Origin of the sequence: Bradyrhizobium sp. Arg816 (genome assembly GCF_029989365.1) — a bacterium.
In the GTDB taxonomy this organism is placed as follows: domain Bacteria; phylum Pseudomonadota; class Alphaproteobacteria; order Rhizobiales; family Xanthobacteraceae; genus Bradyrhizobium.
On sequence record NZ_JAPRAQ010000004.1, the window covers coordinates 210,988 to 234,477 of the forward strand.

Here is a 23,490-nt window from a genome sequence, read left to right on the forward strand (position 1 = left end):
CTCATCGTGCGTCCGGGCGAGGCACGACAGCGCAGTGAACGGCCCGGCTGTCGTGCCCTTCTGCCCTATTCGCCGGAAGCCTTCGGCATTTCCCCCACATAGGACGAACTCGGCCGGATCAACCGCCCCGTCCGCTGCTGCTCGCGCGCATGCGCGGTCCATCCTGCGCTACGCGCCACCGCGAAGATCGGCGTGAAAGCCTGCCGTGGAATCGCGAGCGCATCGAGCAGGATCGCGGTAAAGAACTCGACATTCGTCTCCAGCGGCCGGTCCGGATTTTTCTTGCGCAGCGCGCTGCGGATATAGGCCTCGACCTCGCCGGCAAACGGCAGATCGGTGCCATTGGACGCCAGCGCCTCGACCGCGGTCTTGAGCACGTCGGCGCGCGGATCGCGGACGCGATAGACGCGGTGGCCAAAGCCCATCATCCGCTCGCCGCGCGCCAGCGCCGCATCCACCCACGGCTGGATTCGCTCGCGCGAACCGATCGCGTCGAGCATTTCCAGCACCGGCTCCGGCGCGCCGCCGTGCAAGGGGCCCGTGAGCGCGCAATAGCCGGCGGTCACTGCGGCAAACAGATCGGCCTGCGTCGAGGCCACCACGCGCGCGGTGAAGGTCGAGGCGTTCATGCCGTGGTCGCTGGCGGTGACGAGATAGGCGTCCAGCGCGGTGACCTCGCGCGTTGCAGGCGCGCGCCCATGCAGCATGCGAAGCGTATCGGCGCCGTGGCTCGCGTTCGGATCGGGCGCGATCGGATCGAGCCCCTTGGTGCGCCGGACCAGCGCGCCTGCGATCACCGGAAAGGCGCCGACGATGGTCGCTTCATGCTCGAGCCCGTGCTCGGCGCGAAGTCCTGCGACCGCCGCGCGGAACCCGTCGACGATACCCATGCCGTGCGTCGCCGGCAGCAGCTCGTCCAGCCGCGCGAAGGCCCGCTCGCGCGCGGCACCGAGGCTCGCCCGCACATTGGCTTCGCTCAGCGTGGTCTTGCTCGCGCCATTCCAGAGCCGGGCGGTGACGCCCTCGAAGCTCGACTGGCTTGCGAGGGTACCGACATGCTCGCCGGCGATGATCAGCTCGCCGCGCTCGCCATCGACATGGCTCAGCACGGTCTCGGCCGCGGGAACGCCGTCCAGCCCGATCTGGCTTTTGGTGAGGTGGATGTTCATGACCCAATCTCCTTTGCACTGCACCAGGAGAAAATCAGGCCTCTCGACAGATTGATCAATCTTGATTACATAAATCAATATGAATAATTCCGAGGAGCTCTATCTGTCGGCCCGGGAAGCTGCCGCCGAGCTCGCGATCTCGCCGGCCACCCTCTACGCCTATGTCAGCCGTGGCCTGATCCGCTCCGAGCCGACGCCGGATTCGCGAAAAAACCGCTACCGGGCCGAGGACGTCCGCGCCCTCAAGGAGCGCCGGGTGCCGTCGCCGGAGCCGCGCGGCTTGCGCAGCTTCGATGCCGACCTGCCGGTCATGGACACGGAGATCTCGACCATCACCGAGGAGGGCGCGATCTACCGCGGCGTCAATTGCGTCGATCTCGCCGAGAACGACACGCTGGAGCACACGGCGACGCTGCTGTGGGACGTCTCCGACGTCGATCCCTTCACGCCGGACAATCAGCCCCATATCTCCGACGAGATGCGCGCGATCGCAGAGGCCGCGCGCCGCGCCGCGCCGATCGACCGTGCCATCGCGGTGCTGGCGCTTGCGACCAGCGCGGACGCGCGTGCATTCACCCGCGCGCCCGACGGCCGCGCGATGGTCGGCGGGCGCATTGTCCGGCTCCTGGTTGCGACCATGCTCAATGCCGAGCCGTCGTCCGAGCCGCTGCACCAGCAGATCGCGAAGGCCTGGGCGCCCGACAACAAGCACGCGCCCGACCTCATCCGCCGCGCGCTGGTGCTGCTCGCCGATCATGAATTGAACGCCTCGACCTTCACCGCGCGCTGCGCGGCATCGACCGGCCTCAACCTCTATGACTCCGTCATAGCCGGCCTCGCCGCGTTGAAAGGGCCGAAGCATGGTGGCGCCGGCGTGCTGGCCTCGCAGCTCGTCAAGGCACTGGTCGATCGCGATGTCGCCCCGATGGTTCGCGAGCGCGTCGCCTTGGGTGAGCGCTTTGCCGGCTTCGGCCACGGCGTCTACAAGCGCGGCGATCCCCGCGCGCAGTCGCTGCTGAACGCGCTGGCGCGTGCCGGCGCACCGCGCAAATTCACGCGCGAAGTGCCGGAGCGGATCGTCGAGGCGACCGGCGAGCTCGTCAATATCGACTACGCGCTCGCCGTCCTCGTGCACGCGCTGCGCCTGCCCTTAGGCAGCGAGCTCGCGCTGTTCGCGATGGCCCGCAGCGTCGGCTGGATCGCGCACGCCAGCGAGCAATTGCAGTTCGGCAAGCTGATCCGCCCGCGCGCAAGGTATGTGGGGCCGGCCCCGGGGCGAAGGGTGGTGGCGGTGGAGTTGAAGAGCTGAGAGGGGCGGCGAGGTGCGCTGTCACCCTCCCCTGGAGGGGGAGGGTCGGCGCACGTTGAGCGCAGCGAAGCGGGCGACGGGGAGGGGTGATCTCTCCACACGGGCACTGTTCGAGTGGAGAGATCACCCCACCCCGCTCGCGCTTCGCGCGATCGACCCTCCCCCTCCAGGGGAGGGTAAGAACTAAGCCCGCGGCTTGGACGTCGCGACGAGGCCGTTCTGCCGGCGGCGGTAGTACCAGATGCCAAGGCCGCCGATGATCGCCACGGCCACCACCATCAAAATCCAGATGTGCTTGAACGGATGCCCGTGGTGCGGCACCCCGAAATATTGGTGAAACGCCGACACCGCCAGCACGCCCGGCAGCACATGTGCTGGCGCCCAGACCAGGATCGCCGGGATGTTCACCGCATAGAATTTTGCCGGCGCCATGCCGAGCGCCCCGGCTGTCACCGGCACGAAAGCGCGGATCGGCGGCACGAAGCGGGCAAAGAACACGGCCCAGGTGCCGAAGCGGTGGAAGAAGCTTTCGCTCTCCGCGACCACGCGCGGATATTTGGTCAGGGGCCAGGTGTTGAGGATCTCGCGCTGCTGCCGGTGCCCGATCCAGTAGGCCGAGCCGTCGCCAAGCACGGCGCCGATTGCCGCCGCCAGCAGCACCCATTGGAGCTTCAATTCCCCGCCTGGAACCAGCGCGCTCAGCGCCAGAATGATGGTCGAGCCGGGGATCACCGACCCCACCACCGGGACGGCTTCGAGCAGCGCCGCCAGGAACAGGGTCAGATAGGCCAGCCACGCATGGGCCGAAACGAAGGAGATGAGGGGATCGAGAAAGGACGTCACGTCGTCTTTCGTGGGGGGCTGGAGCACCGGGGGTTCGGACCCTACATAAGTAGTCGCACGCGGTAAAAGTGCCATTCGCGTGGGCAGGCCACGCCTCCCGCCCGAAATTCGAGCGTGATTCGCAAGGCAGCCCTCCAAAAATCGCGTTCCTTGCCTATCTAAATGAAAAGACAATGGAACTTTGATTGGGGCGCGGGCTTCTGCCGGCACGTTGTCTCTGATAGGTTCGCAACCGCACCCAGCCGCAGCCAACGTGCAAATAACTGGTCTCGGGACCGCCCGGGGCCTCGGAGGATTGATGACGACCGCCGCCCTGTCCAAAGTTGAGGAAGTTTCCGGTTTGCCCGACATGAAGGTGTCGGTGCGCCAGGTGTTCGGGATCGACAGCGATCTCGAAGTCCCGGCCTATTCCGAAGTCGATCCTCATGTGCCCGAAGTCGATTCCGACTACCGCTTCGACCGCGCCACCACGCTCGCCATTCTCGCCGGCTTTGCCCGCAATCGCCGCGTGATGGTCACCGGCTATCACGGCACCGGTAAATCCACCCATATCGAGCAGGTCGCCGCGCGCCTGAACTGGCCCTGCGTGCGCGTCAACCTCGACAGCCACATCAGCCGTATCGACCTCGTCGGCAAGGACTCGATCGTGGTCCGCGACGGCAAGCAGGTCACCGAATTCCGCGACGGCATCCTGCCCTGGGCGCTCCAGAACAACGTCGCGCTGGTGTTCGACGAATACGACGCCGGCCGCCCCGACGTGATGTTCGTGATCCAGCGCGTGCTGGAGGTCTCCGGCCGCCTGACGCTGCTCGACCAGAACAAGGTGATCAAGCCGCACCCGGCGTTTCGCCTGTTCTCGACCGCCAACACGGTCGGCCTCGGCGACACCTCGGGCCTCTATCACGGCACCCAGCAGATCAACCAGGGCCAGATGGACCGCTGGTCGATCGTCACCACGCTGAACTATCTCAGCCACGACGAGGAAGTGGAGATCGTGCTGGCCAAGGCCAAGCACTATCGCACCCAGGAGGGCCGCGACATCGTCAACAAGATGGTTCGCCTCGCCGATCTCACCCGCAACGCCTTCGCCAATGGCGATCTGTCGACGGTGATGAGCCCGCGCACGGTGATCACCTGGGCCGAGAACGCCGATATCTTCGGCGATATCGGCTTCGCGTTCCGGGTCACCTTCCTCAACAAGTGCGACGAGCTCGAGCGTCCCCTGGTCGCCGAGTTCTACCAGCGCTGCTTCAACGCGGAGCTGCCGGAATCGGCGGTCAACGTGGCGCTCAGCTAGACCATGCCGAACATCACCGTCGAGCGCACCATTGGGACCACCAAGAAGGCTGTGCTCGCCGGGCTCGGCGCCTATAACGACGAGCAGTTCGGGAAGCAGAAGGTCAAGAGCATCGCGGTCTCGCTGAAAGATCGCGGCAAGATCGTCGGCGGCGTCGTCGGACACCTCTGGGGCACGGTTCTGTTCATCCAGTATTTTTGGATCGACCAGAAGCAGCGCGGCAAGGGTTCTGGGACGAAGCTGATCGCAGCGATCGAGGACGAGGCAAGACGGCAGGGCGCGGTCCAGGCCCATGTCGATACGATGAGTTTCCAGGCGCCGGGCTTCTATCGTTCCCAAGGGTACGAGGAGTTCGGCACCCTCAAGGGCTATCCCGGCGGCGTGACGCGCCATTCGTTTACGAAGTCGCTATGAGCACATCATCATCCAATTCCAAATTCCGTAACACCAAGGAAGCCCCGACCGAGCCGTTCAAGCGCTCGGTGGCCTCCTGCCTGAAGGCGATCGCGAAGTCGCCCGAGCTCGAGGTCAGTTTTGCGGCCGAGCGCCCCGGTCTGGCGCCGGGCAAAGCGCGGCTGCCGGAGCCGGCGCGAAAAATGACAAAACGTGACGCTGCGATCGTGCGCGGCCACGCCGATTCCATCGCGCTCAAGATCGCCTGCCACGATGCAAAGCTGCATCGCAAGCTGATGCCCGGCAATCCGCAGGCGCGCGGCGTGTTCGAGGCTGTCGAGCAGGCCCGCGTCGAGGCGATCGGCGCGCGCCGCATGGCGGGCGTTGCGAAAAACCTCAGCGCGATGCTCGACGATCATTTCCATCGCGGCAAGTTCGACGAAATCACCGACCGTGCCGATGCGCCGCTGGCGGATGCGCTGGCGATGCTGGTGCGCGAGCGCCTGACCGGCATGGCGCCGCCCACTGCGGCGAAGAAGATGGTCGATCTCTGGCGGCCCATTCTCGAGGACAAGATCGGCAAGCGGCTCGACCGGCTCGATGGCCTGGTCGAGGACCAGACCAGGTTCGGCGACGCCGTGCATGACCTGTTGACCGCGCTCGAGCTCGGCGACGAGCGCAGCGCCGACAGCGAAGACAATGACGACGACGAGGAGAACCGCGACGGCGACAACGATCAGTCCGGCGCCGAGGGCTCGCCCGATTCCGATGCCGCGCAGGAGATGAGCGCCGACCAGGCGCAGGCCTCCAGCGAGGAGATGAGCGAGAGCGCGATGGAAAGCGCGCAGGCCTCGACCTCCGACACGTTCGACGACGGTGAGCTCGGCGACGACGAGACCCCGGGCGAGGCGACGCGTCCGAACGCGCACGGCAAGAACGAGCCGCGCGGGCCGGAATATCACGCCTTCGCGCCGAAATTCGACGAGGTCATCGCGGCCGAAGACCTCTGCGACCATGACGAGCTGGAGCGCCTGCGCGCCTATCTCGACAAGCAGCTCGCGCATCTGCAGGGCATCGTCGCCCGCCTCGCCAACCGCCTTCAGAGGCGCTTGATGGCGCAGCAGAACCGCGCCTGGGACTTCGACCTCGAAGAGGGCATTCTGGATCCGGCGCGGCTGTCGCGCGTGGTGACCGATCCCTATCACCCGCTCTCCTTCATGCACGAGAAGGAGGCGACGTTCCGCGACACCGTGGTGACGCTGCTGCTCGACAATTCCGGCTCGATGCGCGGCCGCCCGATCACGGTCGCCGCGACCTGCGCCGACATCCTGGCGCGCACGCTGGAGCGTTGCGGCGTCAAGGTCGAGATCCTCGGCTTCACCACGCGCGCCTGGAAGGGCGGGCAATCGCGCGAGGCGTGGCTTGCCGCCGGCAAGCCGGCCAATCCCGGCCGCCTCAACGATCTCCGCCACATCATCTACAAGTCGGCGGATGCCCCCTGGCGCCGCGCGCGCAAGAACCTCGGCCTGATGATGCGTGAGGGGCTGCTGAAGGAGAACATCGACGGCGAGGCGCTGGACTGGGCGCACAAGCGCCTGCTCGGCCGGCCCGAGCAGCGCAAGATCCTGATGATGATCTCCGATGGTGCGCCGGTCGACGATTCCACGCTGTCGGTCAATCCCGGCAACTATCTCGAGCGGCACCTGCGCCACATCATCGAGGAGATCGAGACCCGCTCGCCGGTCGAGCTGATCGCGATCGGCATCGGCCATGACGTGACGCGCTACTATCGCCGCGCGGTGACGATCGTGGATGCCGAAGAGCTCGGCGGTGCCATCACCGAGAAGCTCGCCGAGCTGTTCAGCGAGACCAACACCGCGCCCACGCATCAGGCCGGTCGCCCGCGGCGCAAATTGCATTCGTGAGCACGCAATCGTCCCGCCGCAGCTTTCTTGGCCACGCGGCGGCGGGATTTTCCACTCTCGCACTCGCCCGACTGGCGCAAGCGCAGCCGACGACAGAGCCGCCGCCGCGCGCCGCGCAGATCGAGCACGCCGTCACCGAGCCTGTCAGCGTCGAGGTGAACGCGCGGCCGATTCCCAATTTCGAGCCGCGCGACCGCTCGCGCGTGCGCTTCGGTCAGCTGCAATATCGCAGCGGCCTGGTGCTGACCTCGCCCTATCGCGGCTTCGGCGGCCTGTCCGGCATCCGGCTCGATGCGAAGGGCGAGCGCTTCCTCGCGCTCTCCGACCAGGGCGGCTGGTTCACCGGCAGCATCCGCTATTCCGGCGGCAAGATGATCGGGCTCGACGATGTCGAGGCGTCCCCGATGCTCAATTCCGAGGGCCGGCCGATCACGGAGAAGCGGTTCTGGTACGACACCGAGTCGCTCGCGCGCGACGGTAATGTCGTTTATGTCGGACTCGAACGCGTCAACCAGATCCTGCGCTTTGATTTTGCGAAAGGCGGCACGCGCGCCCGCGGCGAGGTGTTGCCGACGCCGCCCGCCCTGCGGAAGCTGCCCTCCAACAAGGGGCTCGAAGCGATGGTCGTCGTGCCGAAAGGCCAGCCGCTGGCGGGCACCCTGGTCGCCTTCTCCGAGCGCGGGCTCGACGCCGACGGCAATCTGGTCGCGTTCCTGATCGGCGGTCCGTCGCCCGGCCAGTTCAGCGTCCGCCGCACCGAAAAATTCGACATCAGCGACGCCGTGCTGCTGCCGTCCGGCGAGCTTCTCATCCTCGAGCGCAAATTCTCCTGGTTCACCGGTATCAACATCCGCATTCGGTCGATCCCCCTGAAATCGATCGCGCCGGGCGCGCTGGTCGACGGCCCCGCGCTGTTCGCCGCCGATCTCGGCCACGAGGTCGACAACATGGAAGGCATCGACGCCCACGTCACCCCCGAAGGCGAGACGGTGCTGACGATGGTGTCGGACGACAATTTCTCGATGCTCCAGCGCACGCTGCTGCTGCAGTTCACGCTGATGGAGTAGGGCTCGTCCTCACAGGCGCTGGCCTTTCGGCTTGACGTTGCCGGGGTCGTCAATCCACACCTTCCGAGGATGAACGTGCAATGCCCGTCCTGCGACACAACATCATGCCCCTCCGCCGCGCCATCCTCGCCCTTGCCCTCACGCTCGCTGCATCCTCGCCGGCCTTCGCCACGGCCGAGCATCGGTATGGAAAGAACGAATACGCCATCATCCAGGGCGGCCGCGCGCCGAACGGGAAGCTGTCCGTCGCAGCCCATGGCGGCGGCGAGTCCGGGAGCGAAGGCTTTCGCATCTACCTGATGGCTGAGCCCGGCCATCGCCGGCTGATGACGCTCGACAATGTTGACGACGACAACATTCTGGACTCGGCGCCGGATGCCTTCCACGCCGCCTGGTCGCCGGACTCGCGCACCGTCGCGGTGTCGTTCCGCAGCGAGCGCCACATCGTCACGCTGAACATCTATGCTATCGACGGCAACCGCGCGAAGCTGCTCGACGGGCCGGACCTGTTCCGCGACGCGACCAGCCGCACCGTCGATCGCGCCAATGACGGCGACATGCGCACCTCCGTGCCGGCGCTGACTTGGCTGTCGCCGCGCCGCTTCCACCTCACCGAGTATCGTGTGTTCGTGGAAGACGACACTGTCCTCGCCGATAAACTCGGCCCGCTCGGCAAGGCGTCGAAGCGCGACGGCGGCGGCAATACGATCCAGTTCTCGGCGGAGGCCGATGGCGAGCTGATGCCCGATGGCAAGATCCGCATGGGCAAGCCGCAGCCGGGGAAGTTCCAGGACGTGGATTAGCGCGCCCGCAATGCATGGCCCGGCCTGCGGCCATGCCGCCTGCGCAACTGGCAATTCGCGATTCGCCTACTAAACTTCATGCAATCGCTTCCATCCCTCCATCCCCCGGAACTCCCCGCATGAGCGCCCTGTTTTCCCCGATCAAGCTGCGCGGCCTGACGCTGAAGAACCGCGTTGTCGTGTCGCCGATGTGCCAATATTCGGCCGACGACGGCGTCGCCACCGACTGGCATTTCACCCACATCAACAACCTCGCGCTGTCGGGCGCGTCGATGTTCTGCATCGAGGCGACCCATGTCGAGGCGATCGGGCGCATCACGCCGGGCTGTCTCGGGCTCTACAGCGACGCTTGCGAGGCCGCGCTGAAGCAGATCCTCACCTCCGTGCGCAAGCATTCCTCGACGGCCATCGCGATGCAGCTCGCCCATGCCGGCCGCAAGGCCTCCAGCGCGCGGCCCTGGGACGGCGGCCAGCTCATTCCGCAGAGTGCGGGCGGCTGGCAGACGGTGGCGCCGTCGGCGTTGCCGCACAAGGAGGGCGAGGCCGCGCCGCTGGCGCTCGATGCCGCGGGCCTGAAGCGCATCCGCGACGCCTTCGTCGACAGTGCGAAGCGCGCGGCCCGGCTCGGCATCGACGCGATCGAGCTGCACGGCGCGCACGGCTATCTCATGCATCAGTTCCTCTCGCCGATCTCGAACAGGCGCACCGACGAGTATGGCGGCTCGCTCGAGAACCGCATGCGCTTTCCGCTGGAGATCTACGACGCGGTGCGCGCGGTCTTCCCGCACGACAAGCCGGTCGGCATGCGGGTGTCGTCGACCGACTGGGTCGAGGGCGGCTGGGATCTGGCGCAGACCATCACGTTCGCCAACGCGCTGAAGGCGCGCGGCGTCGACTGGATCGATGCCTCCTCCGGCGGCGTCTCGCCGCTGCAGAAGATCCCGCTCGGCCCCGGCTATCAGGTGCAGTTTGCCGAGGCCATCAAGCGCGAGACCGGATTGCCCACCATCGCCGTCGGCCTGATCACCGAAGCCAAACACGCCGAGGAGATCGTGGCATCCGGCAAGGCCGACATGGTCGCGCTCGGCCGCAGCTTGCTCTACGATCCCCGCTGGGGCTGGCACGCCGCGGCCGAACTCGGCGGCGAAGTCGAAGCCCCGCCGCAATACTGGCGCTCGCAGCCGTCGACGCAAAAGGCGCTGTTCGGCAAGACCACGTTCGGGGCGAGGTAGGGCGGCGCCGCACGCCCAAGTCCCGCGCCCTCACGCATCCGTAACTCTCCTCACCTTCCACGCTCCGCAAAACTGGCCTAACCTCTGCGCGTTCAACTCCTCACGGAGGCCCGCCATGCGGTTTCGTGTTCGCAAGACTGCCCACGTGTTCGAACGCGTGGGCCTCGCGATGGCAGGCGCGGCGTGCGGGTTGTTCGTCGGCGCCTATGTGGGATCTGCGATCGCCCCGCTCACCACGCAGGGTTTTCTGCTGATGATGATGCTGCTCGGCTTCGTCGGCTTCTATCTCGGCATCGACACGCCGCAGCTGCCGTTCGACGATGCCCACAGCGCCATCGACGCCGCGGAATTCCTGAGCGCCGCCGGCACGCTCTGCGCCACGCTCACCGCGCTCGCCTCCGTCGCCGTCATCGTGCTGCGCCTCGAGCCGCATTTGGCGTGGACCTGGCTCGCTCTGTTCGGCTGGGTCGCCGGCGTCGCCATGCAGATCGTCGCCGGCACGAAAGCCAGGATGCGGGCGTAGCTTTCTTTCTTACCCTCCCCCTCCAGGGGAGGGTAAGCAAGCGGCTCGTTATTTTCCCTAAAACACCACGCCGATCCGCGAGCCGCGCTTCCAGGCGATGCGACAGCGCTTCTTGGTGTTGACGTGGAGCAGCTCGAACCTGTCGGGGATAGTCACCTGCCCGCCGAGATCGACGCAGGCGCCGCCGGGCGAATAGTCGATCAGCGTGCAGGGGATCACCGGCGCGCGCGGGTCGGTGATGATCTTGGCCTGGCGGGACACCAGCCCGGAAGGTTTCACGCGGGCATGTCGGCGCGGATGCATTGGCACTCTCCTCCAATTCCGCGGACGGCGCGGGTGGTCTTGAGCGACATGATGGAAAAGAGTTGATGCGATCCGACTAAGGCCGGCCTGAGAATTTTAATGAAAAGTAGCAGCGAACGGAGAAAGCGCCGGTAGCGGGGTGCCCACCCTCCCCTGGAGGGGGCCGAGACGAGCGAAGCTCGCTCGTGGGTCGATCGCGCGTAGCGCGAGCGGGGTGGGGTGATCTCTCAACACGGGCAGTGTTGGAGGTGGAGAGACCTTCACCCCACCCCGTCTCATATTTCGCTGTGCTCAATATGAGCCGACCCTCCCCCTCCAGGGGAGGGTGGCAGCGAGTCCGGAGCGGCTTCAGCATGCGGCCTCACCGGCATCGGCACGGTCACATAATCCTTCGGCAAGTTCACCGGCCGGTAGCCCGGCTCCACCGCCATCCGCTTCAGCACGCTCTCGTGCACATGGGCGCCTTCGGGGATCACGCGCGGCTCGCAATCGGGGATGTAGAAGCCCAGGAAAACCTTCCGCTCCGGCCATTCCTTGTACTTCGCGCTCTTCGGCAGATATTCCAGCACGCGCCAGAGCGCCGTCATCGAATTGTGCAGCTCGCCCACCTTGCCGGTGTATTCAGGCTCGACATACCTGAACGGCGAGTTCTTGCGCTGGATGCCCCAGGCGAGCTGGTTCACGGTGCGCGGGTTGAAGTTCAGCCCGGCCTTCGCGGCTTCCTCGATCATCCAGATCAGCGGATATTTGGACTCGCCGCTTTCGGCTTCCGGATAGCCGCCGCCGACGTCGCAATGCACGCCGGCGAACCAAACCTGCAAAATGTCCTGCGGCTCCTTCTTCTCGTCGGGCACATAGCGGTTGCGCCAATATTCCTGCGGCTCCTCATACTCTTTCAGGCGGAACATGCAGCGCCGCTCGTCGATCGCGATCGCCTGCCGGAAGATTTTGACGCTCGGATTGCGCAGCGTGAAGGCGAGCTCCTCCAGGCTGAACACGAAGAAGAAATTGTCGCGCCGCGGCACGATCACGCTCGCCACCGTGTCCCAGACCCCGATGAAGTGGATGGTCGGCCAGCGCGTCGAGGTGATGCGCGCGAATTGTGCCGCGAGGTCGAATTCGTCCTTCGGCAGCGGCCCGCTCTCGTCGAAGGCGACATCCTTGAGGTCCTCGATGTCGTTGCCGCGCCCGGTGCCGGAATATTGCTTGTAGGCGACGAGGCCGGAGCCTGCGAGGTTCGCCTGCTCCGGCGAGATCAGACCAATTTTGTGGATCAGCCCCGCCAGCACCCGCACGGTATAGGCGCCGCGCGAGAAGCCGAACAGGTAGATGCGGTCGCCCGGCGCGTAATGCTCGACCAGGAAGCAATAGGCTGAGAGCACGTTGTCATCGAGCCCGTAGCCGGTGGCGAGCCCCAGCACGAGATTGACGTTGGCCTTGAGCCGGTGCCACGTCGAAGGCTCCGTCACCGTGCCGACGCCCGGATCGTAAAACACCATCTGCCGCGGCTGCGTCTTGTCGGTCTTGCGCAGGCAGCGATAGAGCTTCAGGACGTTGGAGATGTTCTCCGAGATCTCGTTGCCGGTGCCGTCACAGCAGATGACGAGGTTTTTCGGCTCGGTTTTGGGTTTGTGCTGGTCGTCGTGCTGCACAGGTCAGCCCCTCCCGGTGATGCTACCGGGACGAGTATAGCGAAAACGGATGGCAGCGAGGAGACGAAGTCGGCATCAGTGGCATGGTGCCTCATTGCTCCATCATCTGTTGACATTAACCGCTTGTTAACCATGCCGTCGCCTAATGTGGACAATGGGGGGTCACCATGTCGGCCCATATGACGCGACCGAAATTGATGCCTGTTTTGGCCGATCCAGCCTTTCATGCGCTGATCGGGCCGGCGGTTCGCGTTACGGCTGTCCTACGGAGCAAAACCATGTTCGGGAAGGACGATCTAGTGGACAATCTCAGCCGCGATCTCGATCGTGCGCGCCTGCGACGCGACGCACTCGCATCCGAAGCCACGACTCTCACGGCTCAGATCGCCGAAATCGAAGCCCGCCTTTCGGAAGAGAAGACCAGGCGGGAGCGTGATCGCGTCCTGGGCGAAATCGACGCGATAAGAACGCGAATCAAGCAAGCCGCCGGCGCGTTTGCACCGGTCGTCGATGGTCTCTCCAGGGCGATCGAGTCGGCCTCGGCCGTCGTGCCCGAGGCCCGCGATCTCAATAGTTTCATCGTGTCGGTGGCGACCGAAATCGACAGCGTGCTTGATCCCCTGTTGCGCGAACTCGATCAGCGCGCGGATGCGGTGCGGGCAGGACAGGCCGTGCTGGACCTCCCGCGTTCGGCCAATGAAGCGCCCATCGTGCCGCCCATCGAGCCATCAAAAGACAGCATCGATCGCCTGCTTCGCTTCCCGGCATGGCTGTCTCGCGACAAGGAGCCGGAGAAAAAGGAATCAGCGGAGACCCCGCGCAGCACGGCAGCGTGAACGCGGCGGTTGGTTCCTTGCGGCCCATCCTTCGAGACGCCCGCCTTCGGCGGGCTCCTCAGGATGAGGACGCGTTTTGCGGCGCGTAGCCTTCCCCCACAAGCGGAGGGCAATCGCATATGAAGATTTACACGAGGTCGTCATGCCCGGGCTTGTCCCGGGCATCCACGTTCTCCGTGCCTTGGGAAAGGCGTGGATGGCCGGGACATAGGCGAGCGAAGCGACGCCGTCCTTCAGACGGCTACGCCCGGCCATGACGCTCTGGCGGTATCGCGCTCAGTTTGCCGAGCGGCGCAGGAAGGCCGGGATGTCGAGAAGGTCTTCGTCGGCTATATTGCGCGGAGACGTGCGGCCGTAAGGATCGAGCGGCTGTTGAGCTGCGCGGCGGGCATATTCCGGATCGGGCCTTGCCGGTTGCCCCGCGGGTCGGCCGGCCGCCGGGCGGAGCGGCGGGCTTTCCACCTGCGGAAGCGGCGCACTGCGCTGCTCGATGCGATCGGCGATGCGGCGGCTGTCGTCGCGCAGCCTGCCGGCGAGTTGCGTGAGCGGAGTTTCCGCCGGTCGCGCCAGGAGTGCCGGGTCGACATTGTCGATCCCGGTCGCCACCACCGAGACGCGGACGATGCCTTCGAGGCTTTCGTCGAACGACGCGCCGACGATGATGTTGGCGTCCGGGTCGGCCTCGTCGCGAATCCGCGTCGCGGCTTCGTCGACCTCGTACAGCATGAGATCCTTGCCGCCGGTGATGGAGATGATGAGGCCGCTGGCGCGCTTGATCGAGGGGTTCTCGATCAACGGATTGGAAATGGCGGCCACGGCGGCGGCGAGCACGCGTTTCTCGCCGGAAGCCTCGCCCCGTCCCATCATGGCCTTGCCCTTCTCCCGCATCACGGAGAGAACGTCGGCAAAATCGAGATTGATCAGGCCTTCCTTGACGATGAGGTCGCTGATGCAGGCCACGCCCGAGTAAAGCACCTGGTCGGCAAGGGCAAAGGCATCGGCGAATGTGGTCTTCGCGCTGGCCACCCGGAACAGGTTCTGGTTCGGGATGATCAGCAGGGTGTCGACCGTCGTCAGCAGCTCCTCGATGCCGGCTTCGGCAAAGCGCATGCGGCGCTGGCCCTCGAAATAGAATGGCTTGGTGACCACGCCGATCGTGAGGATGCCGAGCTCGCGCGCGGTCCTGGCGATGATGGGTGCGGCCCCGGTGCCAGTGCCGCCGCCCATGCCGGCCGTCACGAACACCATGTGCGCGCCGGTCAACTGATCGCGGATCGTATCGATGACCTCCTCGGCTGCGGCGCGTCCGAGTTCGGGCTGCGAGCCGGCGCCGAGGCCTGCGGTGACCTGGGTGCCCAGCTGGATCAGGCGCGGCGCCTTCGACATCGCAAGCGCCTGCGCGTCGGTATTGGCGACGACGAAGTCGACCCCCTGCAGCCCGGATGTGATCATGTTGTTGACGGCATTGCCGCCGGCGCCGCCGACTCCGAACACGACAATGCGGGCCTTCATCTCGTGAATATCGGTCATGCCAGTCATTCTGTCCTCGCGATTGCTCCGGCAGGCCGGGATGGAGAAGGGTTCGAGTGCTATCTGCGAGCCGCGCGGTCTGCGCCCACGATGGCCGCGGCCAGATGTCCCAATCGACGCGCGGCTCCGGCGGTCGTGCCGCCAGCCTGGCGACCGGTCCGTAAGTCCGCCACTTCGTCTTCCAGTCGTGCCGCCCACGCATTGGCTGCCGCCGTCTCGGCGGCCGCCTGCAGCAGCTCGACGGCCAGGCGATCGGCACGTTCGCGCTCGCGCTCGAACACTGCCCTGTAGGCGGCGGCGACATCTTCGAGCCGCGCGATCTCCGCCTTGAATGCTTCGGTCTCCATAGCGTTTTCGAGCGAAGTGGGTACCGATTCGCGCAAGGAAAACGCGTCAGAACAGGAATCCAATGTCTCGATCTTTGCCAGGGGGGCATCGACGTGGTCCGCCCGGCGGGCCCGTCGCGGGCGGGGCGTGTAGCGGAGTTCGGCGAGATCAACGCTCACCAGGGCCTTGCCGTCCTCCGCCCGCGAGCGCGGCAAGCGGCGACGTCTCGCCAGGGCACGAGCGGCCTCGCGCGAGATATTGAGCCGGGCACTGAGATCGGCATACGTCAACAACGCAACGCACATCGGCGCTTCTCCTGGAGCAAACCGGGAAGGCATTTCGAGCTAATGATGGCTGGACGATTACCGCAGGCTAGGCTGCGTTGGTTAACGGACGGTTAACGCGCGAGGGGCTGTGTCTTGTCCGTCTTGCGCAGGCAAGACGCTTGCCGACGAGGGCCGCTAGATAAGGCGCATTCGGGCGGCCCCAATTGAAATCGGATACGCGCGTTAGTCCGCGCGTATCCGAGCCAAATAATAAAGTTGGGCGCAGCGGCAGGACTCGAACCTGCAACCTCCCCGGTCAACCTCCTACAGACCGCGAATCAAAGAAGGCTGTCGTAACCGGGTGCTCTCTCCTGTTGAGCTACACTGCGTTTCTGCTCGCGCCGAGCGTGTTTCTCGGCGATGCGTTCCTCCCCCCACGGCTGCAGCTTCTCGATGAGAGGCGTCAGGTCGTAGGTGACGTGTCTCGCCACAGCGACCTCTTCGTCATTATGCGATGGAAGCAGGGCGAGCGCGCAGCCTTGGCAACTTATCGCCGGAGTCCCAGCCGGTTGCATGTGTTATTCGAGATGCCACCAGCGGGTGACTTTGATCACGAAAAGCAGCGGCCCCTAACGCCAACCGAACACATCAAGCTATTTGGACGTCGTTTACGCGAGGTCTGGGGTGATCAGATCGCTTTTGTTGACGCTGGCCACATCGATGACGAATTGCATAAAGAGGGATTGACGCGGCATCCGCTAACCGAGCTCTTAGAACGAGCCAGGCTCGCAGGCGTCGCAGCTTGTCCTGCTATTTCTCTTAGCCACTCAGTTACGTATCGGAAGGCTTGCCGACGCTTCGTTGAATGGCATCCGGAATTTCCAATTTGTGTTCGTGTTGAAGCGACGCACTTGGATAGCCCGACTTTTCAATCCGACTTGAGAGCGATGCTGGACGATCTCGGCTGTGGTGCCTCGCGTTCTCTTTTAGTGCTCGACTTCAAGACGCTCGAAACGTCCGTCGGTGAGATGCAAGATGAGTTCGTTGAGTTGATCGCTGATCAGATTGCGGACTTCCCCTTTCTCCACCATTGGAAAGGGTTTGCGATCGCTCTGAGCTCTTTTCCTGCCGCGGCTAAGTTACACTCGGGGCAGGTGAAGGAATATCCACGGACGGATTTGTCGCTCTATGAGAAGTTGATCTCCAACCCCAAAGGGCTCTTGAGAACCCCGATGTATGGGGACTACGCGCTGGATACGTCACCAATCCAAAAGCCTCAGAGACGAACGCCGTCAGCTCACCTCCGGTATTCGACGCCCCGGATGTATGCAATTGCGAAAGGGACTTCCGTAAAGAAGCCTCATGGGTATGAGGCGATTTTCCCTGTGGCTGATCTACTGACTTCGCAGGCGTTCTATGCTGGTCCAGCTTACAGTCAGGGCGACTCCTACATAGACGGTCTTCACAGGAGGACCGCATCGACAGGGAATGCCGCGAAGTGGCGCTGGGCATCGACTGATCACCACCTGACGTCTAACGGGGAGCGAATAGCCGAGATCTACGGTTTGTCGCGGGTACTGGAGCTTCAGCACGTCAGCGCTCCTCCCACGCAGGGTGACCTTTTTGCGATTGAGGTTTCTTCTAGTGCTCGCAAATCGGAAACGCGCTGAGACCAAAAACAAAAACGGCCGGATCTTTCGATCCGGCCGCAACGCAACTCTACTGGCTAAGACTACGCCACGCGACTTAGCCCCCGCCCGATTTCAAAATTGGATTAGCTGGCCTTCTTCGCCGGCGCGGCCGTCGGGCCGACCTTCTTCTGGATGGCGCGCTTCAGCTCGAGGGCGCGCGGCGACAGGACGTCGGCCTTGGCCTTGAGCAGGAAGGGGTCGAGGCCGCCATTGTGGTCGACGCTCTTGACCGCGTTGGTGGAGACGCGCAGGCGCACGTTGCGGCCGAGCGCTTCGCTGATGAACGTCACGTTGACGAGGTTCGGCAGGAAGCGGCGCTTGGTCTTGATGTTGGAGTGGCTGACCTTGTGGCCGACGAGGGGGCCCTTGGCCGTCAGTTCGCAGCGGCGAGACATGGTAGAAATCCTCTTCTGTCCCCCAACGATTTGCGGCCGCCATTCTGGGCGCCACGGGGGCTAATTCTGTGTCCTTGCAGGGAGCGGGCGGACGTATAGGGGGGAAGGGGCGGGACGTCAAGGCGACGGGCCGTTTTTGGCCCGTCGTCCCGGGGCGCGCGCGAGCGCGAACCCGGGATCTCAGGCCTCATATCAGGTGTCATCGCCCGGCCTGACCGGGCGATCCAGTATTCCACCAGCGGCGCGGCTGGAGCCGAAGGGCGGCGGCGTACTGGATGCCCCGGTCAAGCCGGGGCATGACAGGGGAATAAGTGGCACGACCTTACCATCCCCGATCACCAAAACGGCAATGATTGAAGTGCCTTACCATCACATAAAGGGCGTATTCACCCCCGAAACGTCAGGTGGAGTTCCGCAAGCCTTGACGCCCGGACGCATTGTTTGCGGCGGTTTTTGGCTTAAGTAACAACCGTTCGCGCCCCGATTGGATTGTTTCGTGCTCGCATCACCACGACTTTGGCCCCAAGGCTCGGTCAGCCCGCGCTCAGTCGGTCCGCGCTCCGCCGGCCGGCTTGCCTTCGCGGCCCTTTGCGGGCTCGTCGTCGCGTGGGGGGCGGAGCCCGTGGCGGCGCAGGGCAAGCTCGAGGCGCAGTATGAGGCGACGCTGGCGGGCATTCCGGTCGGCAAGGGCGCCTGGAACATCGACATCGGGGACGACGTGTTCGCGGCCGCGGCCTCCGGCGGCACCGCGGGGCTGCTGAAATCCTTCGCGGGCGGGTCCGGCACCGGCGCCTCGCAAGGCAGGGTGGTCAACGGCGCGCTGGTCGCGACCGGCTACCAGGCCTCCACCACCACCTCGAAGAAGACCGAACAGATCCACATCACGCTCGACAAGGGGAATGTGAAGGAGTTCGGCATCGTGCCGGAGCCGCCTGTTGATGCCGACCGCATCGTCGTCACCGACGCGCATCGCCGCGGCGTCTGGGACCCGATGACGGCCTCGCTGCTGCGCGTGCCCGGCACCGGCGACCCCGTGACGCCGGATGCCTGCCGCAACGCCGCGCCGGTGTTCGACGGCCGCATGCGCTACGATCTCAAGCTCGATTTCAAGCGCATGGAGAGCGTGAAGGCCGAGAAGGGCTACAGGGGCCCGGTCGTGGTCTGCGCGCTCTATTTCGTCCCCGTGGCGGGCTACATCCCCGATCGCCCCGTGATCAAATACCTCGCCGCCCAGCGCAACATCGAGATCGCGTTCGCACCGGTGGCAGGCACGCGCATCCTGGTTCCGTTCTGGCTGAAGGTGCCAACGCCGCTCGGCCCGGCCATGCTGGAAGCGACCAGCTTCATCACCTCAGCCCAGCCGCCAAAGGTCGCCAAGACGCAGTGATCTTACCCTCCCCTGGAGGGGGAGGGTCGATCGCGCGCAGCGCGAGCGGGGTGGGGTGATCTCTCCCCACGGGCACTGTTCGAGGGGAGAGATCACCCCACCCCGCGCCGCATTTCGCTTCGCTCCATGCGTCACGACCCTCCCCCTCCAGGGGAGGGTAAGAAAGCCCGCCGCATCAACACCTTACCCATCGCCGCCCCACCATTACCGCGCCACCCGTTTCTACTGTGCATGGGGTTGTTTTCGCGAAAATGAGTTTGGCGCCCTCTGGTCCGGAATCCATTTGACTCCTCTCCGATTCTGATTCGACTCCGCGCCGTCCCCAATTTTAAGGAACCAGTCATCGAAACGCCGCTTGTGCGGCAGGGCAAAACTCCATCTAGTGCACAGCCAATAAGAGTCCCGCGACATGTGGCGTGAACGGAACAGGACTTCAGCGGGAGTCAGCGATTCGGCCGCGATTCGTTCTAGAGTCGTTCCGAAGCTTAAGGCCAACGGGAAAAGCGTCGCAAAGTGAGACAGTTGCGCGAGGTTTGGGGAGCGCGCTCCCACACGCTTGGTGTCATCGCCCGGCTTGACCGGGCGATCCAGTACGCCGAGGCGGCTGTGGTCGAGCGGGCAGGCCGCGGCGTACTGGATGCCCCGGTCGAGCCGGGGCATGACAGCGGAATGCCTGGCTGCAGGGTAGCGTTCGGAGACATGGCTGACACCTCACAGCCCTCAACACACCCCAAAACAGCACTGACATTCGCCCAAATCGCCACTACCTAATCCCCAGACATGGCCTTCTCCTCCTCCCCCTTCGCCTCCGAGCGCGCACCCGGCGCGGGCGTCACTGCGGTGCTCGGGCCGACCAACACCGGCAAGACCCATCTCGCCATCGAGCGGATGCTCGCGCATCCCTCTGGCGTGATCGGGCTGCCGCTGCGGCTGCTCGCGCGCGAGGTCTACAACAAGATCGCAGCCAGGGTCGGCAGCGAGGCCGTCGCGCTCGTGACCGGCGAGGAGAAGATCAAGCCGAAGAACCCGCGCTATTGGGTCTCCACCGTCGAGGCGATGCCGCGCGACCTCGACGTCTCTTTCCTTGCCGTCGACGAAGTCCAGATCGCCTCCGATCTCGAACGCGGCCACGTCTTCACCGACCGCATCCTCAACCGCCGCGGCCGCGACGAGACGCTGCTGCTGGGCGCCGCCACGATGCGCCCGATCATCGAGCGGCTGCTGCCCGGCGTGTCCATGATCACGCGGCCGCGCCTGTCGCAGCTGGAATTCGCCGGCGACCGCAAGATCACGCGCCAGCCGCGCCGCACCGCCATCGTCGCCTTCTCGGCCGACGAGGTCTACGCCATCGCCGAGCTGATCCGCCGCCAGCATGGCGGCGCGGCCGTGGTGCTGGGATCGCTCTCGCCCCGCACGCGCAATGCGCAGGTGGAGATGTTCCAGAACGGCGACGTCGACTACCTCGTCGCCACCGACGCCGTCGGCATGGGCCTCAATCTCGACGTCGACCACGTCGCCTTCGCCTCCGACCGCAAATTCGACGGCTACCAGTTCCGCCGCCTGACGCCGGCCGAATTCGCGCAGATCGCCGGCCGTGCGGGCCGCGCCACGCGCAACGGCACCTTCGGGACGACGGGCCGCTGCGCCCCGTTCGAGCCCGAGCTCGTCAACGCGCTGCAGAACCACACCTTCGACAACGTGAAGATGCTGCAATGGCGCAATGCGAAGCTGGATTTCGCCTCCCTCGGCGCGCTCCAGGTGTCGCTGAACCAGTCGCCCGGCCATGAGGCGCTGACGCGCGCGCCGATCGCCGAGGACATGCGCGTGCTCGATCACGCCGCCCGCGACGTCGAGGTGCGCGATATCGCGCATGGCAAGGCGGCGGTGGAACGGCTGTGGGAGGCCTGCCAGGTCCCCGATTACCGAAAACTGTCGCCGGCCGCCCATGCCGAGCTCGTCACCACGCTGTACGGGTTCCTGATGCAGAAGGGCTGCATCCCCGATTCCTGGTTCGCGGCCCAGGTCGACCAGGCCGACCGCATCGACGGCGACATCGACACGCTGTCGGCCCGGATCGCGCAAATTCGCACCTGGACCTTCGTCGCCAACCGCCCGGACTGGCTGCGGGACCTCGAACGCTGGCAGGGGATCGCGCGGGAGGTCGAAAATAAATTATCGGATGCGCTCCATGAACGCTTGACTGAGCGTTTCGTTGATCGCCGGACCAGTGTATTGATGCGCCGCCTGCGGGAGAACACGAGCTTGAATACTGAAATCGGCAAGACCGGCGAAGTCATCGTCGAAGGCCATGTCATCGGCCGCCTCGATGGCTTCACCTTTGCACCGGATGCAGCGGAAGCAGGCTCCGATGCGAAAGCCTTGCAGGCTGCAGCGCAAGCGGTGCTCGCCGGCGAGATCAACGCGCGCGCCGAAAAACTGGGCAATGCGCCGGACGATCAGTTCGTGCTGACCTCGGAAGGCACCATCCGCTGGACCGGCGATGCCGTGGCGCGCCTGTCTGCCGCGGAGGAGGCGCTGCAGCCGCGCATCCGCATCATCTCCGACGAGCGCCTCACCGGTAGCCCGCGTGAGAAGGTGCAGGCCCGGCTCGAGCTCTGGCTCAAGACGCATATCGAAAAGCTGCTCGGGCCGATGTTCGAGCTCTCGAAGGCCGAGGACGTCACCGGCATTGCCCGCGGCATCGCCTATCAGCTGGTCGAGGCGCTCGGCGTGCTCGAGCGTCCCAAGATCGCCAACGAGCTGAAGGATCTCGACCAGCCCTCGCGTGCCGTGTTGCGCAAATACGGCGTCCGCTTCGGGGCCTATCACATCTATTTCCCCGGCCTGCTGAAGCCCGCCGGCCGTGCGCTGGCCGCACTGCTGTGGGCGCTGAAGCAGGACAATGTCGATCTGTCGTCGCTCTCGGGCGCGCAGCATCTGGCATCTTCGGGCCGCACCTCGTTCCCGGTCGACAAGCAGCTGCCGCGCGATGCCTATCGCGTGCTCGGCTACAAGCAGGCCGGCGAGCGCGCCGTGCGCGTCGACATCCTGGAGCGGCTCGCCGACCTGATCCGCCCGGCGCTGGCCTGGCGCGAGAACTCGCCCGGCGAAAAGCCTGCCGGCGCGTTCGACGGCCGCAGCTTTGTGGTGACGCAGGCGATGACCTCGCTCACCGGCTCGGCCGGCGAGGATTTCGCCTCGGTGCTGCGCGCGCTCGGCTATCGCATGGAGAAGCGTGCGCCGCTGCCGCCGAAGCCGGTGGCTGCTGCCGTCGAGACGCCGGCGGCCGAAGCCAGCGCGGAGGCTCCGACGGAACCGACTGCGACCGACGATGCTGCGACAACCGCGGACACCGCGATCGAAGCTGCCGCCGAGCCAGTCACCGTCGAAGACGCGCCCGGCATGGAGCAGCACGACGAGCCCGCGCACGAGGAGCCGGCGCTCGAAGCATCGCCTGATGCCCCCGTCACGCCCGAGGATGCCCCCGGCATCGCGCCGCCGGCGGAAGAGGCTGCTGCTGCACCCACCGAGGCTGTGGAGGCCGCCCCCGCCGAGGCTGCTGCAACGGAAGCCGCTGCATCCGCCGATGCGGCCGCGCCCGTCGAGGCTGCCGCTGCGCCTGCCGAGCCCGAACTCGTCGAGGTCTGGCGCCCCGGCGGCCGCCACGAGGATCGCAAGCCGCGCCACGAGCGTCATCGCCACCAGCGTCACCACAATCAGCGCCCGCAGGCGGGCGCCGAGGCGGGTGTTGCACCAGCGGAAGGCGAAGCAGCGCAAGCCGCTGACGGCGAGAAGCGCGGCGAGCGTCATCGTCACGGCGGTCATCGCCGCGATGGCGGCAGAGATTTCCGCAAGCCGCGCGAAGGTGGCGCCGAAGGCGCGCCGCGTCCAGAGGGGCGCGACGACAGGAACCGCCGCTTCGAGGGCAAGGATCGCGACAACAAGGATCGCGATCGCAACAAGGGCAAGTTCGGCGGAGATCGGGACAAGGGCCGCGACAATCGCGGTCGTGACCGCGACAAGGGCCGCGACCGCCAGGGCGGTCCCTCGCTGCGCCCCTACGCCTCGAGCGCCAACCCGCGCGAGCGCGATCGTCCGGCCGATCCGAACTCGCCCTTCGCAAAGCTTGCTGCGCTGAAAGAGCAGCTGTCCGGTCGCAAGGAGTGATCCCACGACCGAGCGGCAGCGTCTCGACAAATGGCTGTGGCACGCGCGGGTGGTGAAGGCGCGCACCTCCGCGGCCGAGCTCGTTGAGTCCGGCCACGTTCGCATCAACGGCACACGCGAGAAGTCGCCGGGCCATGCGATCAAGATCGGCGACGTGATCACCATCGCGCTCGATCGCACCGTGCGCGTGCTGAAAGTAACCGCTTTCAACGAGCGCCGCGGCGATGCCGCCTCGGCCCGCGTGCTCTACGAGGAGCTGAGCGAAGGCAATCAAAGTTCTCAGCGCAATTAATTGCGCTTTGAATTCATTTCTTGGTCGATCAAACGCGTAAAGCCGTCATGATCGGCCGTTCCCGACCTTGCGGCGCCGGGCCA

Annotated in this window: 19 protein-coding genes, 1 tRNA gene and 1 pseudogene; 13 read left to right on the forward strand and 8 right to left on the reverse strand. The window is 65.5% G+C overall.

Annotated elements, in window-relative coordinates; all coding sequences use genetic code 11:
• Positions 1-65: 65 nt before the first annotated feature.
• Positions 66-1,169 carry a citrate synthase/methylcitrate synthase gene (locus OWC48_RS12435; RefSeq protein ID WP_282520248.1) on the reverse strand — a complete coding sequence of 368 codons (1,104 nt, stop codon included), beginning with the start codon at positions 1,167-1,169 and terminating at the stop codon, positions 66-68.
• A gap of 79 nt (positions 1,170-1,248) precedes the next feature.
• On the opposite strand from OWC48_RS12435, the gene OWC48_RS12440 reads away from it, so the two are divergent.
• Positions 1,249-2,478: a citrate synthase family protein gene (locus OWC48_RS12440; RefSeq protein WP_282520249.1), complete on the forward strand. Its 1,230-nt coding sequence runs from the start codon at positions 1,249-1,251 to the stop codon at positions 2,476-2,478.
• A 183-nt stretch (positions 2,479-2,661) separates the two neighbouring features.
• Here the strand turns inward: OWC48_RS12440 and OWC48_RS12445 are convergent, their stop codons facing one another.
• Positions 2,662-3,321 carry a DedA family protein gene (locus tag OWC48_RS12445; RefSeq protein ID WP_282520250.1) on the reverse strand — a complete coding sequence of 220 codons (660 nt, stop codon included), beginning with the start codon at positions 3,319-3,321 and terminating at the stop codon, positions 2,662-2,664.
• 298 nt (positions 3,322-3,619) lie between these two features.
• Here OWC48_RS12445 and cobS point away from each other — a divergent pair, with 298 nt between their 5' ends.
• The 7 genes from cobS (at position 3,620) to OWC48_RS12480 (ending at position 10,561) form a co-directional block, all read left to right on the forward strand.
• On the forward strand, positions 3,620-4,618 hold the full coding sequence (cobS, locus tag OWC48_RS12450) for a cobaltochelatase subunit CobS (protein ID WP_282520251.1): 999 nt from the start codon (positions 3,620-3,622) through the stop codon (positions 4,616-4,618).
• A 3-nt stretch (positions 4,619-4,621) separates the two neighbouring features.
• Positions 4,622-5,032: a GNAT family N-acetyltransferase gene (locus OWC48_RS12455; protein ID WP_282520252.1), complete on the forward strand. Its 411-nt coding sequence runs from the start codon at positions 4,622-4,624 to the stop codon at positions 5,030-5,032.
• Complete coding sequence (cobT, locus tag OWC48_RS12460; RefSeq protein WP_014490393.1) at positions 5,029-6,936, forward strand: cobaltochelatase subunit CobT; 1,908 nt, start codon at positions 5,029-5,031, stop codon at positions 6,934-6,936. Before OWC48_RS12455 ends, cobT begins: the two co-directional genes overlap by 4 nt.
• On the forward strand, positions 6,933-8,003 hold the full coding sequence (locus tag OWC48_RS12465; protein ID WP_282520253.1) for an esterase-like activity of phytase family protein: 1,071 nt from the start codon (positions 6,933-6,935) through the stop codon (positions 8,001-8,003). Before cobT ends, OWC48_RS12465 begins: the two co-directional genes overlap by 4 nt.
• Positions 8,004-8,083: 80 nt before the next feature.
• Entirely contained in the window at positions 8,084-8,806 is a 723-nt protein-coding gene (locus OWC48_RS12470) for a hypothetical protein (RefSeq protein ID WP_282520254.1), read from the forward strand.
• A gap of 119 nt (positions 8,807-8,925) precedes the next feature.
• Positions 8,926-10,038 carry an NADH:flavin oxidoreductase/NADH oxidase gene (locus OWC48_RS12475; RefSeq protein WP_282520255.1) on the forward strand — a complete coding sequence of 371 codons (1,113 nt, stop codon included), beginning with the start codon at positions 8,926-8,928 and terminating at the stop codon, positions 10,036-10,038.
• A gap of 115 nt (positions 10,039-10,153) precedes the next feature.
• Positions 10,154-10,561: a hypothetical protein gene (locus OWC48_RS12480; RefSeq protein WP_282520256.1), complete on the forward strand. Its 408-nt coding sequence runs from the start codon at positions 10,154-10,156 to the stop codon at positions 10,559-10,561.
• A 57-nt stretch (positions 10,562-10,618) separates the two neighbouring features.
• Here OWC48_RS12480 and OWC48_RS12485 read toward each other — a convergent pair whose 3' ends face one another.
• Together OWC48_RS12485 and OWC48_RS12490 are read right to left on the reverse strand one after the other, a co-directional pair.
• Positions 10,619-10,864, reverse strand: a complete 246-nt coding sequence (locus OWC48_RS12485; protein ID WP_282520257.1) for a PilZ domain-containing protein — start codon at positions 10,862-10,864, stop codon at positions 10,619-10,621.
• Positions 10,865-11,139: 275 nt separating this feature from the next.
• Positions 11,140-12,516 (reverse strand): DUF2235 domain-containing protein, encoded by a 1,377-nt coding sequence (locus OWC48_RS12490; protein WP_282520258.1) that lies wholly within the window; start codon positions 12,514-12,516, stop codon positions 11,140-11,142.
• A gap of 197 nt (positions 12,517-12,713) precedes the next feature.
• Between OWC48_RS12490 and OWC48_RS12495 the strand changes: the two genes are divergently transcribed.
• Complete coding sequence (locus tag OWC48_RS12495) at positions 12,714-13,352, forward strand: hypothetical protein (RefSeq protein WP_282520259.1); 639 nt, start codon at positions 12,714-12,716, stop codon at positions 13,350-13,352.
• A 276-nt stretch (positions 13,353-13,628) separates the two neighbouring features.
• On the opposite strand, the gene ftsZ is transcribed toward OWC48_RS12495, so the two are convergent.
• From ftsZ to OWC48_RS12510, 3 genes are all read right to left on the reverse strand, one after another.
• Positions 13,629-14,882 carry a cell division protein FtsZ gene (ftsZ, locus tag OWC48_RS12500; RefSeq protein ID WP_282520260.1) on the reverse strand — a complete coding sequence of 418 codons (1,254 nt, stop codon included), beginning with the start codon at positions 14,880-14,882 and terminating at the stop codon, positions 13,629-13,631.
• 59 nt (positions 14,883-14,941) lie between these two features.
• Positions 14,942-15,514, reverse strand: coding sequence for a hypothetical protein (locus OWC48_RS12505; RefSeq protein WP_282520261.1), 573 nt, complete (start codon positions 15,512-15,514; stop codon positions 14,942-14,944).
• Positions 15,515-15,752: 238 nt separating this feature from the next.
• A tRNA-OTHER gene (locus OWC48_RS12510) sits at positions 15,753-15,864 on the reverse strand.
• On the opposite strand from OWC48_RS12510, the gene OWC48_RS12515 reads away from it, so the two are divergent.
• Positions 15,850-17,145 carry a beta family protein gene (locus OWC48_RS12515; RefSeq protein ID WP_282520262.1) on the forward strand — a complete coding sequence of 432 codons (1,296 nt, stop codon included), beginning with the start codon at positions 15,850-15,852 and terminating at the stop codon, positions 17,143-17,145. The two genes, OWC48_RS12510 and OWC48_RS12515, sit on opposite strands and share 15 nt — an antisense overlap.
• A gap of 104 nt (positions 17,146-17,249) precedes the next feature.
• Here OWC48_RS12515 and rpmB read toward each other — a convergent pair whose 3' ends face one another.
• On the reverse strand, positions 17,250-17,561 hold the full coding sequence (gene rpmB, locus OWC48_RS12520; protein ID WP_063980641.1) for a 50S ribosomal protein L28: 312 nt from the start codon (positions 17,559-17,561) through the stop codon (positions 17,250-17,252).
• Between the two features lie 496 nt (positions 17,562-18,057).
• On the opposite strand from rpmB, the gene OWC48_RS12525 reads away from it, so the two are divergent.
• From OWC48_RS12525 to OWC48_RS12535, 3 genes and pseudogenes are all read left to right on the forward strand, one after another.
• On the forward strand, positions 18,058-18,948 hold the full coding sequence (locus OWC48_RS12525) for a DUF3108 domain-containing protein (RefSeq protein WP_282520263.1): 891 nt from the start codon (positions 18,058-18,060) through the stop codon (positions 18,946-18,948).
• Positions 18,949-19,728: 780 nt separating this feature from the next.
• Complete coding sequence (locus OWC48_RS12530) at positions 19,729-23,115, forward strand: helicase-related protein (RefSeq protein ID WP_282520264.1); 3,387 nt, start codon at positions 19,729-19,731, stop codon at positions 23,113-23,115.
• A gap of 10 nt (positions 23,116-23,125) precedes the next feature.
• Positions 23,126-23,407, forward strand: a pseudogene (locus OWC48_RS12535) (RNA-binding S4 domain-containing protein); the annotation flags it as partial.
• Between the last annotated feature and the right edge of the window lie 83 nt (positions 23,408-23,490).

Excerpts from the sequence above, each read along its gene's own strand:
- OWC48_RS12435 (WP_282520248.1), bottom strand. The coding sequence starts at position 1,169 with ATGAACATCCACCTCACCAAAAGCCAGATCGGGCTGGACGGCGTTCCC.
- OWC48_RS12440 (WP_282520249.1), top strand. The coding sequence starts at position 1,249 with ATGAATAATTCCGAGGAGCTCTATCTGTCGGCCCGGGAAGCTGCCGCC.
- cobS (WP_282520251.1), top strand. The coding sequence starts at position 3,620 with ATGACGACCGCCGCCCTGTCCAAAGTTGAGGAAGTTTCCGGTTTGCCC.
- OWC48_RS12455 (WP_282520252.1), top strand. The coding sequence starts at position 4,622 with ATGCCGAACATCACCGTCGAGCGCACCATTGGGACCACCAAGAAGGCT.
- cobT (WP_014490393.1), top strand. The coding sequence starts at position 5,029 with ATGAGCACATCATCATCCAATTCCAAATTCCGTAACACCAAGGAAGCC.
- OWC48_RS12470 (WP_282520254.1), top strand. The coding sequence starts at position 8,084 with ATGCCCGTCCTGCGACACAACATCATGCCCCTCCGCCGCGCCATCCTC.
- OWC48_RS12475 (WP_282520255.1), top strand. The coding sequence starts at position 8,926 with ATGAGCGCCCTGTTTTCCCCGATCAAGCTGCGCGGCCTGACGCTGAAG.
- OWC48_RS12480 (WP_282520256.1), top strand. The coding sequence starts at position 10,154 with ATGCGGTTTCGTGTTCGCAAGACTGCCCACGTGTTCGAACGCGTGGGC.
- OWC48_RS12485 (WP_282520257.1), bottom strand. The coding sequence starts at position 10,864 with ATGCATCCGCGCCGACATGCCCGCGTGAAACCTTCCGGGCTGGTGTCC.
- OWC48_RS12495 (WP_282520259.1), top strand. The coding sequence starts at position 12,714 with ATGCCTGTTTTGGCCGATCCAGCCTTTCATGCGCTGATCGGGCCGGCG.
- ftsZ (WP_282520260.1), bottom strand. The coding sequence starts at position 14,882 with ATGACCGATATTCACGAGATGAAGGCCCGCATTGTCGTGTTCGGAGTC.
- OWC48_RS12505 (WP_282520261.1), bottom strand. The coding sequence starts at position 15,514 with ATGTGCGTTGCGTTGTTGACGTATGCCGATCTCAGTGCCCGGCTCAAT.
- rpmB (WP_063980641.1), bottom strand. The coding sequence starts at position 17,561 with ATGTCTCGCCGCTGCGAACTGACGGCCAAGGGCCCCCTCGTCGGCCAC.
- OWC48_RS12530 (WP_282520264.1), top strand. The coding sequence starts at position 19,729 with ATGGCCTTCTCCTCCTCCCCCTTCGCCTCCGAGCGCGCACCCGGCGCG.